This window comes from Amycolatopsis sp. cmx-11-32, assembly GCF_047608695.1.
GTDB lineage: Bacteria > Actinomycetota > Actinomycetes > Mycobacteriales > Pseudonocardiaceae > Amycolatopsis.
Map to the genome: position 1 here is coordinate 597902 of NZ_JADNQN010000005.1, position 14327 is coordinate 612228.

The 14327-nt window shown below is 69.8% G+C and carries 14 protein-coding genes; 6 read left to right on the top strand and 8 right to left on the bottom strand.

All coding sequences use genetic code 11. The features are described 5' to 3' along the window. Positions 1–153: 153 nt before the first annotated feature. Both dinB and ACM6LR_RS19040 read right to left on the bottom strand, forming a co-directional pair. A complete protein-coding gene (dinB, locus tag ACM6LR_RS19035) occupies positions 154–1371 on the bottom strand; it encodes a DNA polymerase IV (protein WP_414937247.1) in 1218 nt (405 codons plus the stop codon). A 274-nt stretch (positions 1372–1645) separates the two neighbouring features. Beyond that, the gene (locus tag ACM6LR_RS19040) at positions 1646–2380 is read right to left on the bottom strand and encodes a methyltransferase domain-containing protein (protein WP_414937246.1); all 735 of its coding nucleotides are present in this window, start codon (positions 2378–2380) and stop codon (positions 1646–1648) included. A 109-nt stretch (positions 2381–2489) separates the two neighbouring features. Here ACM6LR_RS19040 and ACM6LR_RS19045 point away from each other — a divergent pair, with 109 nt between their 5' ends. The 5 genes from ACM6LR_RS19045 (at position 2490) to ACM6LR_RS19065 (ending at position 7503) form a co-directional block, all read left to right on the top strand. After that, entirely contained in the window at positions 2490–3365 is an 876-nt protein-coding gene (locus ACM6LR_RS19045; protein WP_409491694.1) for a ParA family protein, read from the top strand. Between the two features lie 5 nt (positions 3366–3370). Next, positions 3371–4174, top strand: coding sequence for a DNA-formamidopyrimidine glycosylase family protein (locus ACM6LR_RS19050; RefSeq protein ID WP_414937245.1), 804 nt, complete (start codon positions 3371–3373; stop codon positions 4172–4174). A gap of 125 nt (positions 4175–4299) precedes the next feature. Next, positions 4300–5349 carry an adenosine deaminase gene (add, locus tag ACM6LR_RS19055; protein ID WP_414937244.1) on the top strand — a complete coding sequence of 350 codons (1050 nt, stop codon included), beginning with the start codon at positions 4300–4302 and terminating at the stop codon, positions 5347–5349. A gap of 377 nt (positions 5350–5726) precedes the next feature. After that, the gene (locus ACM6LR_RS19060) at positions 5727–6290 is read left to right on the top strand and encodes a GNAT family N-acetyltransferase (protein WP_414937243.1); all 564 of its coding nucleotides are present in this window, start codon (positions 5727–5729) and stop codon (positions 6288–6290) included. A 163-nt stretch (positions 6291–6453) separates the two neighbouring features. After that, the gene (locus tag ACM6LR_RS19065; RefSeq protein WP_414944206.1) at positions 6454–7503 is read left to right on the top strand and encodes a quinone-dependent dihydroorotate dehydrogenase; all 1050 of its coding nucleotides are present in this window, start codon (positions 6454–6456) and stop codon (positions 7501–7503) included. Here ACM6LR_RS19065 and ACM6LR_RS19070 read toward each other — a convergent pair. The 4 genes from ACM6LR_RS19070 to ACM6LR_RS19085 form a co-directional block, all read right to left on the bottom strand. Next, the gene (locus ACM6LR_RS19070; RefSeq protein ID WP_414944207.1) at positions 7463–9097 is read right to left on the bottom strand and encodes an amidase family protein; all 1635 of its coding nucleotides are present in this window, start codon (positions 9095–9097) and stop codon (positions 7463–7465) included. The two genes, ACM6LR_RS19065 and ACM6LR_RS19070, sit on opposite strands and share 41 nt — an antisense overlap. A gap of 461 nt (positions 9098–9558) precedes the next feature. Further along, entirely contained in the window at positions 9559–10539 is a 981-nt protein-coding gene (pspM, locus tag ACM6LR_RS19075) for a phage shock envelope stress response protein PspM (RefSeq protein WP_414944208.1), read from the bottom strand. 72 nt (positions 10540–10611) lie between these two features. Further along, positions 10612–11460: a PspA/IM30 family protein gene (locus ACM6LR_RS19080; protein WP_414944209.1), complete on the bottom strand. Its 849-nt coding sequence runs from the start codon at positions 11458–11460 to the stop codon at positions 10612–10614. 234 nt (positions 11461–11694) lie between these two features. Next, positions 11695–12582, bottom strand: a complete 888-nt coding sequence (locus ACM6LR_RS19085; RefSeq protein WP_414944210.1) for an RNA polymerase sigma-70 factor — start codon at positions 12580–12582, stop codon at positions 11695–11697. A gap of 173 nt (positions 12583–12755) precedes the next feature. Here ACM6LR_RS19085 and ACM6LR_RS19090 point away from each other — a divergent pair, with 173 nt between their 5' ends. Then, entirely contained in the window at positions 12756–13241 is a 486-nt protein-coding gene (locus ACM6LR_RS19090; protein ID WP_414937237.1) for a carboxymuconolactone decarboxylase family protein, read from the top strand. A 56-nt stretch (positions 13242–13297) separates the two neighbouring features. Here the strand turns inward: ACM6LR_RS19090 and ACM6LR_RS19095 are convergent, their stop codons facing one another. Both ACM6LR_RS19095 and ACM6LR_RS19100 read right to left on the bottom strand, forming a co-directional pair. Next, positions 13298–13744, bottom strand: coding sequence for a helix-turn-helix domain-containing protein (locus ACM6LR_RS19095; protein WP_414937236.1), 447 nt, complete (start codon positions 13742–13744; stop codon positions 13298–13300). 101 nt (positions 13745–13845) lie between these two features. Then, complete coding sequence (locus ACM6LR_RS19100; protein WP_414937235.1) at positions 13846–14292, bottom strand: CinA family protein; 447 nt, start codon at positions 14290–14292, stop codon at positions 13846–13848. Positions 14293–14327: the final 35 nt, after the last annotated feature.

Here is a 14327-nt window from a genome sequence, read left to right on the forward strand (position 1 = left end):
CGTCATGGACCCAACAGACAACCCCAGGCGGGGTGTCTCTGTCCAGGATACGAGCCCCGCGCTCGTCCGACTACCCGATCCCGTATCCAGAAGGGATCGAATTGGCCGAAACCACCCGACTCGGCTCTCTCGAAGACGGTTGAGCGGGCGATGTCACTGGTCACGGGGGGTCAGCAGTGAGGCGGGCCGCACCGCGGCGGCGCCGAACTTCGACCTCGCGACGTCGGCGGCGACTTCCGCAGCACGCCAACGGGGTTCGGGAGAGTCGAAAAGTAGCTGCTCTCCATCACTCTCCGTGTCCAATCCTTCGACTCTTACGCCGATCAGGCGGACTGCGCCCGTCGGCGCGTGCTCGGTGAGGAGTTCGACGGCGGTGCGGTGGATGTCGCGGGCCACATCCACCGGGACGGCGGTCGTCCTGGCACGGGTGATCGTCTTGAAATCCGCGAACCGGACCTTGATCGACACCGTCCGCCCGCGCAGCCCCCGGCGGCGCAGGGTGGCGGCGACACGTTCGGACAGCCGGAGCAGTTCCAGTCCGAGCGCCGAACGGTCGTGGAGGTCGACATCGAAGGTCACTTCGGCGCCGAGCGACTTGTCCGGTGTCTCCGGGATCACCTCGCGCTCGTCGTGCCCGTTCGCGAGCGCCCACAGGTGCTCCCCCAGCGCCCGCCCGAGCGAGCGCCTCAGCCGGGGCAGTGGCGCGGCGGCGACGTCGGCGATCGTGTCGAGGCCCTGCTGCCGCAGGTGCTCCTCGGTGCGCTTGCCGACGCCCCACAGCGCCGACACCGGCAGTGGACGCAGGAACGCGAGCGTCTCGGCCGCCGGGACGACGACCATGCCGTCCGGTTTCGCCATCCCGGACGCCAGCTTCGCGACGAACTTGACCTTCGCGACGCCGACGGAGCAGTTGATCCCGTGTTCGGCGGCCACCCGCTCCCGGATGAGGGCGCCGAGCCTCGCGGGCGAAGAGTCCAGCCGCTTGAGCGCACCGCTGACGTCCAGGAAGGCCTCGTCCAGGCTCAGCGGCTCCACCAGTGGTGTCAGCTCGCGGAAGACCCCCATGACACCCTTCGACACCTCGCCGTAGAGCCCGGGCGTCGGGGTGATGCAGATCAACTGCGGGCAGAGCCGCTTGGCGGTCGAGAACGGCATGGCCGACCGGACACCGAACTCCCGCGCCGCGTAGCTCGCGGCCGCCACGACCGACCGGGGACCGCCGCCCGAGACGACCACCGGTCTGCCTTCCAGCTCCGGACGCGTGCGCAGCTCACAAGACACGAAAAAGGCGTCCATGTCGACATGCAGCAGACCGCAGCCGGTGTCGTCCGGCCAGGTGGTGGCCCCGGTGGTCACCCGGTACCGGGCCATCCCACCTGGCAGTTCAGCGTTTCTTCCCATGTCTATTTGTCGCGCTGTGTCTATTTGTCGCGCGCTGCCGGACACGTTTCGCCAGGGCGCACGTAGTCGATGTCAGCTGCGGTGGTCATGGAGGCGCCCTGCCAAAACGTTTCCGGGGGCCTTCGGCCCAAAGAGGGCGCGCGACGGTGAAGTCGCCGTCGGGCGCGGGGCGCCCTCCGGCGACCTTACGGGCACGTTAGCCCGGACCACCGACAATTCCCTGCCGGGGTCAAGCCGGCCGAGGTCAGGCCGGGCGGCGCGCCAGGATGTGCAGCCTGCTGGAGATGTCCCGCAGCGGCGAAACCGACGCCGCCGCCAGCTCGAACTCCGCCAGGTCTTCTTCCCGCACCCCGCCGGGCACGAAGTCCGCCACGACGCCGTCGCCCTGCAGCGAGACCACTTCGAGCCCCACCGCGGTCAGCTGCGCCTGGAGGGCCTCGGCGTCGAAGCGTCGCAGCACGGTCTCCCGGCCGCCGCCCAGGACACCGCTCTCGGCCGCGAGCAGTTCCCGTGCCTCGCCGAGCCGCCCGGCCAGCGCGCGCTGCAGGATCGCGGCGTGGCGGTTCGCCACCAGCACCGAGACCGCGCCACCGGGTTTGACCGCGGCGGCCAGCGCGGCGAGCACCGCCGCCGGGTCGTCGACGACTTCGAGCAGGCCGTGCGCGAGCACGAGGTCGGCCGAGCCCGCCGCGACGTGGGCGCCGAGCGCGTCGGAGTCGTCGGCGATCACCGTGATGCTGCCGGAGACGCCCTCTTCCTCGGCGCGGCGGCGCAGGGTCGCCAGCGCGTTGGGGTTCGGCTCGACGACGGTCACCAGGCAGCCCGCCGAAGCCAGCGGCACCGCCCAGCCGCCGCTCCCGCCGCCGACGTCGACGACGCCCGGCTGTTGTGCGCCTCGCGCTCGGGCGGCCCGGAGTTCTGCTTCGAGAACCCGGCGTACCGCCCCCGATCCCCGCGTGGCCACGGTGTCCGTCTTCATAAACGCACAGGGTAATCCCCGCCCTCGAGCGACCTGCGGGTGTAGTCCGATGCGGTGTTCGACACCTTGCCAAGGAGCCACCCGGCCGACTGCCCGTAGGCTGTATCGAGTGCACACGGTCGCTGTTCTCAGCCTGAAGGGTGGCGTCGGTAAAACGACGGTCGCCCTCGGTGTCGCGTCCGCCGCCCTGCGCAGGGGCACCCGGACCCTCGTGGCCGACCTCGACCCGCAGGGCAACGCCACCACCTCGCTGGACCCGCCCCTCACCGACCGCACGCTGGCCGACGTCCTGGAGACGCCGGTGCGCTCGGTACTCGAACGCGCGATCGCGCCCAGCGTGTGGAGTGACCAGATCGACGTCCTCGTCGGCGCCGAAGAGCTGGAGATGCTCAACGAGCCCGACGCCGACAACCGGCGCCTGGAGAACCTCTCCCGCGCGCTCGACGAACTGCACACCAACCCGCTGCGCGAGGAACCCTACGAACTGGTGATCCTCGACTGCCCGCCGTCGCTGGGCAGGCTGACCCGCTCGGCCCTGGTGGCGGCGGACAGCGCCCTGATCGTCACCGAGCCGACGATGTACGCCGTCTCCGGCGCCCGCCGGGCGCTCGAAGCGATCGAGAAGATCCGCGAGGAGCAGAACCCGGGGCTCCGGCCGATCGGCGTCGTGGTCAACAAGCTTCGCGTGCGCTCCTACGAGCACCAGTTCCGCGTCGCCGAACTACGGGAGAACTTCGGGCCGCTGGTGATGCCGACGGCCATCCCGGACCGGCTCGCGGTGCAGCAGGCGCAGGGCGCGTGCAGCCCGATCCACGAGTGGCACTCCCCCGGCGCGCAGGAGATCGCCCTCACCTTCAACATGGTGCTGGCGAAGGTCCTCCGGTCGAGCCGGGCCGGACGGCATCGCGTCCGCGGCGACGAAGACGCTCCCGAGCCCGAGACCACCGAAGCCCCCGCCAAGCTCAGCGACACCGGCACGGGTTAGCGCCGATGCCCGAAGGCGACACCGTCTTCCTCGCCGGCAAGGTCCTCGACAAGGCGCTGGCCGGGAAGACCCTCGTGCGCGGCGAGTTCAGGGTGCCCCAGCTGGCCACGTCGGATCTCGCCGGGCGGGATGTACTCGGCGTCGCAACGGTCGGCAAACACCTGTTGACCCGGTTCTCCGGCGACCTCACCCTGCACAGTCACCTCCGGATGGACGGCAAGTGGGCGGTCTATCCGGCGGGTGCCCGCTGGCGCCATCCGGCGCATCACGCGCGCGTCATCCTGGCGGCGGAAGGGGTGCAGGCGGTCGGTTTCCGCGTGCACGACCTCGAACTCGTTCCCACGGGCGAGGAAGACCGGCTCGTCGGTCACCTCGGCCCGGACCTGCTCGATCCACAGTGGACGGACCAGCTCGCGGAGCGGGCGGCGGCCGCGCTCGCCGCGGACCCGGACCGCGAACTGGGCGACGCCCTGCTGGATCAGCGGATCATGGCCGGGATCGGGAACATGTACAAGGTCGAGATCTGCTTCCTGCTCGGCGTCACGCCATGGACCCCGGTATCCGGGGTGGACCCGGCGAAGGCCGTCGCGCTCGGCCGCAAGCTGTTGAAGGCCAACGCCTGGCGCACCTCGCAGACCACCACCGGTGATCTGCGCCGCGGCCGCGAGCACTGGGCCTACGAACGGACCAAACAAGGCTGTTTCCGCTGCGGCGGGCGGCTCCGGATCGCCCCACAGGGCACCGGGCACCAGGCGAGGCCGACCTGGTTCTGCCCGAAATGCCAGTCAGGACCCGCTCCCAGTGGCTAAGCTGGCCTCGTGACGCTGTTCAAGCTCCCGCTCTACGGGACAGACACCGAACGCGGCGACCTCGCTCCCTGAGCCGCCCGCTCCCTCCGCACGTCACCCTTCACCTCCTTTCAGGGAGCTTTGTCATGCCCGGATTCCTCACGGGCGAGGCGCTGCGCGCGTTCGTGCACGCCCTGCCCAAGGTCGAACTCCATGTCCACCTCGTCGGTTCGGCGAGCCTGCCCACGGTGCTGGAACTGGCCCGGCGGCGCCCCTCGGCGGGGGTACCGACCGAGGCCGACGCGCTCGCCGACTTCTTCACCTTCCGCGACTTCCCGCATTTCCTCCGCAACTACCTGGCGGTGACGTCGCTGGTGCGCGACGCCCGCGACATCCACACCCTCGTCACCGGGCTGGCGGCCGATCTGGCCGCGCAGAACGCCCGGTACGCCGAGGTGACCGTGACGCCGTACAACCACGTCCTCGACGGGATGTCCCCGGACGATCTCCTCACCGGTCTCGCCACTGGGCGAGCCGCGGCGCGAGCGGACCACGGGGTGGAACTGGCCTGGTGTTTCGACATTCCCGGTGAGAAGGGGGTCGTCGCCGGGCGCGAGACGGTCGTGTTCGCGCTCCGCGAACGCCCCGAAGGCCTGGTGTCCTTCGGGCTCGGCGGACCCGAGGTCGGCGTCGGCCGCGCGCAGTTCGCCCCGTTCTTCACCACGGCACGGGAGGCGGGGCTGCACAGCGTCCCGCACGCCGGTGAGACGACCGGGCCGGCCACCGTCTGGTCGGCGGTGCACGACCTCGGCGCCGAGCGGATCGGCCACGGCGTCGGCGCGTACACCGATCCGGCACTACTGGAACACCTTGCCGCACAAGGGATCCCGCTGGAGGTCTGCCCCACCTCGAATGTCCGAACAGGACAGTTCCGGTCGATCGAAGCGCATCCCGTGCGACGGTTGCTCGACCACGGCGTGGTGGTCACGCTCAACACCGACGACCCGCCGATGTTCGGCGCCACGCTCGACGGCGAGTACTTGGCGGTGGCCGAAACGCTGGGCCTGACCACGACCGAAATCGCCCGATTCGCGCAGAACGCGGTGAACGCGTCTTTCCTGGCACCGGCGGCCAAGACCGCCCTGTTGACGGAGATCGGAGAAATCTTGTTGCAGGACCCCGAAGTCCTCGCATAGCGTGGTGGTACACGAGAGAGGAGGTGGTCCAAAGTTGTATTCCAACAGGACTCGTGAGGTGACTGTCCGCTAGCGGACGGCACGCGTAGGACTTTTGAGCAGCGATACAACGCAAGTTGGAGCCACCTTCGGCTCGTCGTCTCTGCTTCGCGTGGTGCCTGATAGCGAATACCAGGCAGTCACCGGGCCCCCGAGGTACCCGAGCACCGGTCCGGCTCGGGCCCGGCCGCCGATTCCGGCGTCCGGGAGCCGCCTCGGGGCACCCTCATTTCCGGGTCGTTACTCCTTTCGCGCGGCCAGACGGACCGCCCACCGTCTTGGAGAACCGTCCGCCGCTGTTCCGCCCCCGGACCCCGAAGACTGGATAGCCTGACGCCATGTTGAGGCCCGATTTCCCGATCATCACCCCGCGCCTTACCCTCCGCGCTTTCAGCCCGGACGATCTCGACGAACTCAATTCCTTCCAGTCCCGCGCCGACGTCGCCCGCTACCTCTATTGGAGCCCGCGCAGCCGGGCCGAATCCGCCGCCGCGCTCGCGAAGCGCGTGCACAGCGGCAGCCTGTCCCAGGAGGGCCAGTTCCTGGCCGTGGCCGTGGAGCTGACCGAGACCGGGCAACTGATCGGCGACCTGAACCTCGAGTACCTCAGCAGCGAGCACCGGCAGGGCGAGATCGGTTTCGTGTTCCATCCCGATCACCACGGCAAGGGGTTCGCCGCGGAGGCCGCCGTCGAACTGCTCCGGCTCGGCTTCGAAGACCTCGGGCTGCACCGGATCATCGGCCGCTGCGACGGCCGCAACACCGCGTCGGCCACGCTGATGGAACGCCTCGGCATGCGCAAGGAAGCGCATCTGCGGCAGAACGAGATCGTGAAGGGCGAGTGGTGCGACGAACTCGTCTTCGCGATGCTCGAGGACGAGTGGAAGGCGCGCCTCGCGTAACCGAATGGAGATCACGCGTGATCAGGTGGAGATCACGCGTGATCTCCGCCTGATCACGCGTGATCTCCATTCAGGCACGGATGATGTCCGTCTCGACACGGGAAGCTAAGGCCTTGGGCGAGCACGATCGAGCGGCACGGCGGCCACCAGGCATGATGGGGCCGTGTTCTTCGACAAGATCGTCCGCCCCGCTCTCTACCTGGTCTCCGGCAGCGACCCCGAAACCGTGCACGAGCGCACCATCGGCACGCTCGCCAGGCTGAGCCGGGTCCCCCCCGCGCTCGGCGCGCTCGGCCGCGTCTACCGGACGGACGATCCGGTCACCTTCCTCGGGCTCCGCTTCCCGAACCGCGTCGGCCTCGCCGCCGGGATGGACAAGAACGGCCGGGCGCTGCACGCCTGGCCCGCGCTTGGCTTCGGCTTCGTCGAGGTCGGCACGGTGACCCGGCACCCGCAGCCGGGCAACGACAAGCCGCGGCTGTTCACCCTTGCCGAGACCGACGCGGTGATCAACCGGATGGGCTTCAACAACGAAGGCGCGGAAGCACTCGCCGCCCGCCTCGCCGCGGGCGGGAAGCCGCCGGTGCCGCTCGGCGTCAGCATCGGCAAGTCCAAGGTGACCCCGCTCGACGAAGCCGTCGAGGACTACCGGTTCTCACTGCGTGCGCTGTATCCGTACGCCGACTACTTCGCGATCAACGTCAGTTCGCCCAACACACCGGGATTGCGGGCGTTGCAGGACAAGTCCGCGCTGGCCGAACTGCTCTCCGAACTCCGCGAGACCTCCACGGCACTGGCGGGCGAGGCCGCGCCGACACCGGTGCTGGTGAAGGTCGCCCCCGACCTCACCGACGAAGCCCTCGCGGAACTGCTGGAAGTCTGCCTCGAACACGGTGTCGCCGGGCTGATCGCGACCAACACGACGCTGTCCCGCGAAGGGATCGCGCCAACGGAAGCGACCGTCGGCGAACAGGCGGGCGGACTCTCCGGCCGCCCGCTCACCGCCCGCTCGGTCGAGGTGGTGCGGTTCGTGCACGACGAGACCGGCGGCAAGCTGCCGATCATCGGCGTCGGCGGGATCTTCGACGCCGGCGCCGCCGCCCGGATGCTCGACGCCGGCGCCGGTCTTGTCCAGCTCTACTCCGGTTTCGCCCTGCACGGTCCCGGTCTGGTCAAGCGGGTCGCCCGAGGTCTCGCGGCCCGGCCGTACTGACGAACCTGAGATAGGCACGCCAGCACCGGTACCGCGTCAATTCGGTGGCCGTCGCCGTCGCCGACTGGTCACAGAGGACGGCCAGCGGGGTTTCGCCGCCGTCCAGCCGGATCCGGCCGAGCACGAACGGTTCGGCCAGCGTGGCGGCGAACGCGCCGAGAGCGGCGGGTGAGAGGCGCCAGCGTTCCCCCGACAGCATGGTGTGCTCGCCCGGGGCGCTCACCGGCACCACGCCCGGCTGGGGTGGGTCGGTCGGCAGCAACAGCATCCGGTAGCCCTCACCGGTCTGGACCAGGCCGGTGAACCGTGCGCCCGCAGCGACCAGCCGTCCGTTCAGCGGCTGACCGCGCAGGTGCGCCCCGAACACCACGAGGTCCGCGCCCGGTGCGGGATAAGGGAAATCGGCCTGTTCGTCGGTGAGCACGGCGGCGAGGTCGATGGCGACCTGGTCGTCGAACGGCCGCACCACCACCGACACCCCGTACGGCCCGAGATCCGACGGCGACGACGGCACCGTGACCGCGGCGAGGTCGAGCAGGTTGACGAACGCCGTGAACCGCTCCAGCCGTTTCGCGACACCGTCCGGATCGGACAGCGCCTCGGTGACTTCGGGATGGTCCGCGACGGTCGGGAGGACCAGGGCGTCGTACTCGGACAGCGTCCGGAGCGCGAGCATCCCGGCCTCGGCGACCCGCCGGCGATCGGCGGTGAAGCCGTCGTCGTGGATCAGCTCGCCGACCGACAACAGCGCCGACACCTCCACCGTCTCCACGACGGCCCCGGACGCTCGCAGCGCCGAAACCGCGCCGACGAAAGCGGACCGGGCCCGCAGCGAGAGACCGGTGAGCGTTTCGGAGCCGGGGATCGCCACTCGCGGCCGATCCCCCGCGGAGAGCCGGACGTCGGGCGGCCAGTCCCGCGCGAGCGGGTCGATCCCGTCGGGACCGGTCATCAACCCCAGCGCGCGCTGGCCGAGGGTGAGGCTGCGCGCGAACAGGGCGATCCCGCCGCACGGCGCGGCACCGGTCTTGGGCACGAGGCCCAGCGTCGGCTTCAGCCCGACGATCCCGTTGAGTGAAGCGGGCACCCGGCCCGCTCCCGCCGTGTCCGTCACGACCGCCAGATCGACCAGGCCGAGCGCGACGGCGACGGCCGCGCCGCTGCTCGCGCTCCCCGAGACCCTGGCGGTGTTCAGCGCGGCGCTCACGGCGCCGTACGGGCTGTGGGTGTGCTCGAGGTCGCTGCCGAACCGGTCGCAGTTGGTCTTGCCGACCACCACCGCTCCGGCGGCGGCCAGCCGGGACACCGCCGGGACACCGACGCAGCAGACGTCCTCCCCCGCTGTGGGAAGACCGGCGACGTCGATGACATCGGCGACCGCCACCAGGGTTCCGGCGAGTGGGAGGTCCGTCCCGGCGCGTACGCGTTCATCGACCGCCTTCGCGTCCACGAGGGCGTCTTCCAGGGGGCGGAGCATGATCCAGACGTCGGGGCGGTCGACCTCGGTGATCCGGTCGTAGGCCGCGACGACGCGCTGGTAGGAGCTGGGCGGCGGGGTCGGGATCGGCTCTTGTTCCGGGGGGAGCGTCGTCACTGGGCGTCCTTTCCTCGATGGGGACGAGAAAGACCACTGCGCGAGATCCACTGTGTCCGGTCCGCCACCCTGGAACGCCCGCTCACGCGGGCTGGGTTCAGGCCCGAGCTGGGAGGAGCACTGCGTGCATGAGAGAAACGTTAGGCATCGCGGGTTGCCATCACCAGCGGTTTCGGGCCACACGCGCGTTTCGGTATCCCACAGTGAGCGAGTCGTTACGCAATGGAGTATTAGCGACGACGAATGAGACGATTGTCCAGGAAAGCGCCTGCTTAGAAGCTTGCGGTCGGAGCGGCTGGGTGGATTCTGGGTCGTCCCCCGCACCGGAATCCACCCAGTCCCGCCATTACCCGCCCGATCGCGACTTGGTCAGCTGCTCGGGCCTGCTCACCCCCGCGCGGTGCGGATATCCCCCCTGTGGCGTTGGGCCTATCTACCGATCTACGAGACAACCGCCTCGCTCAGGAAAGTTCGCGCAGCGCCATGGCCAGTCCGGCGAGCTTGTCGGTCGCGTCGGAGAGCGACTCCTTGGACGACGTCATGCCGTCCGAGCTCGCGGCGACGGTGTGTCCGGCAGCGGCGACGAGACCGCCGTAGCCGTCGAGGCCGTCGTCGAGCTGGACGCGCAGTTGCTTGACGGCGGCGTCGAGAGCGCCCCGCTCGCGCTCGGGAGCGGCGTCACGGCCGCGTTCGATGGCCTGGATCCGGCCCGCGAGGCCACGCAGGGCCTGCGCCGCCTCCGTGGCGGTGGCCCGGGCGTCCGCCACGGCGATCTCCGACACCGGCATGGTGCCGAGCGACGTCGGCTGCGAAAGCTGGCGAAGCAGCTCCGACAGCGAAGCCTCGCTTTCGACGAGGCGTTCCATCGGCTCCCGCGCGACGGATCGCGCCGGGGGAAGCGGTGGCGGAGCGGCGGGCGCGGCGGGCAGCACGGTGCGCTTGAGCGTCCGCAGCCGCAGTCCCGACCGGACACCGAAAGTGCCGAAGACGATGGTGAACGCGCTGCCCGCGATGGCCTGGAGGATGTCGGCCTGTCCCGACTTCAGCAGGCCGGTGCCCGCGGCGACGGCGAACAGTCCACAAAGGATGGTGAGGAGGATCCAGAACGTCATCGCACGGGAAGTGCGGCGCTTCTGTCGCTCCAGTTTGGCGGCCGGCTCGTTCCAGCGGGCCCATTTGGCCTTCGCCTCGGCGACGACCGGGATCTGCCCCGCGGCCATGGACGTCAGCTGCTGCGACATCTTCGGCATCGGGGGCATCTTCGGCATGAGCGGCCGCGGCGCGGGCGGCGTGGGTGTCGACGGCCGGGAACCCTGCTCGGAGGGCGGGATGTAGCGCTGCAGCTTCTCCTGCGCGCGCTGGGCGTAATCGGGCAGCTTCTCGATGTGCTTCTCCAGCTTGGCGGTGAACTCCCCGAAGTCCTTGCGCCTGCCCTGGCCCATTGCCCTCGCCCCTCTGATAGGTGAGTCCGGTCCCGCACCCCGCGGGGTGCGGGACCGGCTCTAGGTGATGTGTCAGGCGGGGTTCTTGCCCTGTTCGGCCTGAACCCGTGCCTGGATCTCACGCTGGATGTCCGCACCGCTCGACGCCTTCGGCGCGGCGGCGGCGGTGGTCTTGCCGTCGGTCACCTGCGCGACGGAGTCACCCTTCATGGAGGCGCGGATCTGCTCCAGACGCGAGTGTCCGGCGAACTGCGTCGTGGAGGCCTGGACCTCCATCATCCGGCCCTGGACGGAGTTCTGTGCGAGTTCGGCCGAGCCGAGCGCGGTGGTGTAGCGCTTCTCGATCTTGTCGCGAACGTCTTCCAGTGACGGGGTGTTGCCCGGCGCGGCCAGCTGGCTCATCTGGTTCAGCGAAGCGGAGACCTGCTCCTGCATCTTCGCCTGCTCCAGCTGCGAGAGCAGCTTGGTGCGCTCGGCCAGCTTCTGCTGCAACATGGTCGCGTTGCGCTCGACGGCCTTCTTCGCCTGCTCCGCCGCCTGAAGCGACTGGTCGTGCAGGGTCTTCAGGTCTTCGATGCTCTGCTCGGCGGTGACGAGCTGTGCGGCGAAACTCTCCGCCGCGTTCTCGAACTCGGTCGCCTTCTGCTCATCGCCCTTGGCACGCGCCTCGTCGGCGAGCACCAGCGCCTGGCGGGTCGAAGCCTGCAGCTTCTCCACGTCGCCGAGCTGACGGTTCAGCTTCATCTCCAGCTGACGCTGGTTACCGATCACCGAGGCCGCCTGCTGGGTCAGCGCCTGGTGATTGCGCTGCGCCTCCTCGATGGCCTGCTGGATCTGTACCTTCGGGTCGGCGTGCTCGTCGATCTTCGACGAGAACGCCGCCATCATGTACTTCCAGAACTTCACGAACGGGTTGGCCATCTCCTCCGCCTGCCTTCTCGCATCCCACGGGCTGTTACCTCGAGGTGGGGCGTCCCCTCTTGTGATGTTGCAACGTCCCGACCCCGGCGTTGAGTTCCATCGTGTCAGGTCGGCGTCCCGTGTTCCAGGCGACCCCGACGGAATTCAGGGATCCCCCTGACTGTGATGTTCACGACCTTTCAGGTTCGCCGGGTGGTGACCCTGGGTGAAGACGGCTGGAATACGAGCCCGGACTCAGCGGCGCAGGGTGGTCGCCCGCTCGATCCGCGTGAGCTTCTCAGGGTTGCGCACGGCGTAAAGGTCGGTGATCAGGCCGTCGTCGACCCGCACCGCGACGACGGTGTCGACCTCGCCGCCGAGCCGGAGGATCAGCGCCGGATGGCCGTTGACCTGCGCCGTCCGCATCGTGGCCGCGTCGTCCCTCGCCGGACGGCTCGTGGCCAGCAGCGGCGCGACGCGGGCGGCCCCGACCACCGGTTCCAGCACTGCCTGCACCACTCCGCCGCCGTCGCCGAGGAAGACGACGTCCGGTGCGAGGACGTCGAGCAGCCCCTGCAGGTCACCTGTTCGGACCGCCCGGTGGAACGCGTCGAGCACGCCACGGGTCTCGGCCGGGGACGCGGCACCCCGCGGCCGCCGGGCGGCGACGTGCGCCCGGGCCCGGTGAGCGATCTGGTGGACCGCGACCGGGGTCTTGCCCACGGCCTCGGCGATCTCGTCGTAGGCCACGTCGAACACCTCACGCAGCACGAACACCGCGCGTTCGGTCGGCGCGAGGGTCTCCAGCACCAGCAGCATCGCCATCGAAACGCTGTCGGCCAGCTCGACGTCCTCGGCCACGTCCGGCGTGGTCAGCAGCGGTTCGGGCAGCCAAGGACCGACGTAGGACTCCTTGCGTCGGCCGAGGGTGCGCAGCCTGCCGAGCGCCTGCCGGGTGGTGACGCGGACCAGGTAGGCCCGCGGGTTTTCCACGGTGCCGTGCTCGACGCCCGACCAGCGCAGCCAGGTCTCCTGGAGGACGTCCTCCGCGTCGGCGGCCGAGCCGAGCATCTCGTAGGCGACGGTGAACAGCAGGTTCCGGTGGGCGACGAACGCCTCGGTGGCGGGGTCCGGGGCGGGCATGGGTGGCTCCTGTTCCCTCTCGACGGTTGTCGCGCACAAGACACCGGACCTCGCCGCTTTCTGACACCTGAAGGACGTGTTTCACGTCACCTGATCGTGTTGTCAGGCCGGGCGGGTCAGCGGCATCTGGTGGTCGTTCGCTTCACCACCCGATCATGAATGAGGACGAAGTCATGGACAGCCGTTTCGATTTGAACAGCACCGAGCTCGGCGCCAAGCTCGGCAAGCGTTTCGCCGCCGTCAGTGTGGCGATCAAGGGGTCGACGCTGCCGAAGGTCACCCAAGAACTGGTGTCGCTGCGGGCCAGCCAGCTCAACGGCTGCGGGTTCTGCGTCGACGCGCACGCCAAGGACCTGACGGCGGCAGGCGAACCCGCGGTCCGCGTCAACCTGGTCGCCGCCTGGCGCGAATCGACCGTGTTCACCCAGGCCGAGCGGGCCGCGCTGGTCTTCGCGGAGGAAGGCAGCCGCCTCGCCGACGCGCACCAGGGCGTCTCGGACGAGACCTGGTCGCAGGTGTGCGAGCACTACGACGACGACCAGATCGCCGCGCTGGTCTACCTGGTCGCGATGATCAATGCCGCCAACCGGCTGCTCGTCGTCACGCACACCAAGGGTGGCTCCTACCAGGCGGGCGCGTTCGACAGCGCCGCGAGCTGACCCAGGAACGAGGAAGGCCCCAGGCGGACTGCCCGGGGCCTCTCACGTCACAGCTGCTAGGCCGCGACCATCTTCGGTGCGGCGATCGTCGTCCGCAGGGCCGGGCTCATCCGCGGCGGCGGCGAGATCCGCAAGTCGGCCAGGTCGTTACCGATCAGCTCGGATACCAGGCGCCCACCTTCGAGACCGGCCTCGGCGCTCTCACGCTCCGGAGCACGGCGCTTGCCCGCCTCGACCTTCTCGTCCACCGGGGCGACCTCGACATTGTCGATCGCCGAGACGTCGGCGGCGACCTTGTGCAGGAGTTCGCCGAGCGGAAGCTCCAGGGCCTCGCAAATGGACGCCAGCAGCTCGCTGGACGCTTCCTTCTGCCCGCGCTCGACCTCGGAAAGGTAGCCAAGGCTCACCCTGGCGGCGCGGGAGATGTCCCGCAGCGTTCGACGCTGGTTCGTGCGGGCGTGTCGGAGCCGGTCGCCGATCGCCTCGCGCAACAGCACGGTCATCACGCGCCTCCCTTCCAGGACTGACTGCCCCCTACGTTACCCAGTGCGGTGCCCTGGGCGCAGGTGTTGACACGGCAATACGCCAAGGGCGAACGCGGCGATCATGCGAGATGTTCCCCCAGCAGGGCGAACGCGCCGCGGACGGCCCCGGCCCTGACCGAAGCTCGATCACCGCTCAAGTCCAGCGTACGGACGGTGAGCACGGCCGGCCCGGCGAGCCCGACATGGACGGTGCCGGGTGCGATGCCGTGCTGCCCCGCCGGACCCGCGACACCGGTCAGGCCGAGGCCCCAGGTGGCGCCGCAGCGGTCTCTCGCGCCGGCGGCCAACTGAGCCGCGACCTCGGGATGAACGGCGCCATGCGCGGCGAGAAGGTCTTCGTCGACCCCGGCGAGCGAAGCCTTGAGATCGGTGGCGTAGACGATCAGCCCGCCCCGGACGGCGGCACTCGATCCGGGGACGCGGGTCAGCGTCGCGCAGACCAAGCCGGCGGTCAGCGACTCGGCCGTCGCCACCGTCTCCCCTCGCTCGATCAGGTGAGTGATCAAGGTCTCAGGTCCAGCTATGCCCCCGCCACCACCCT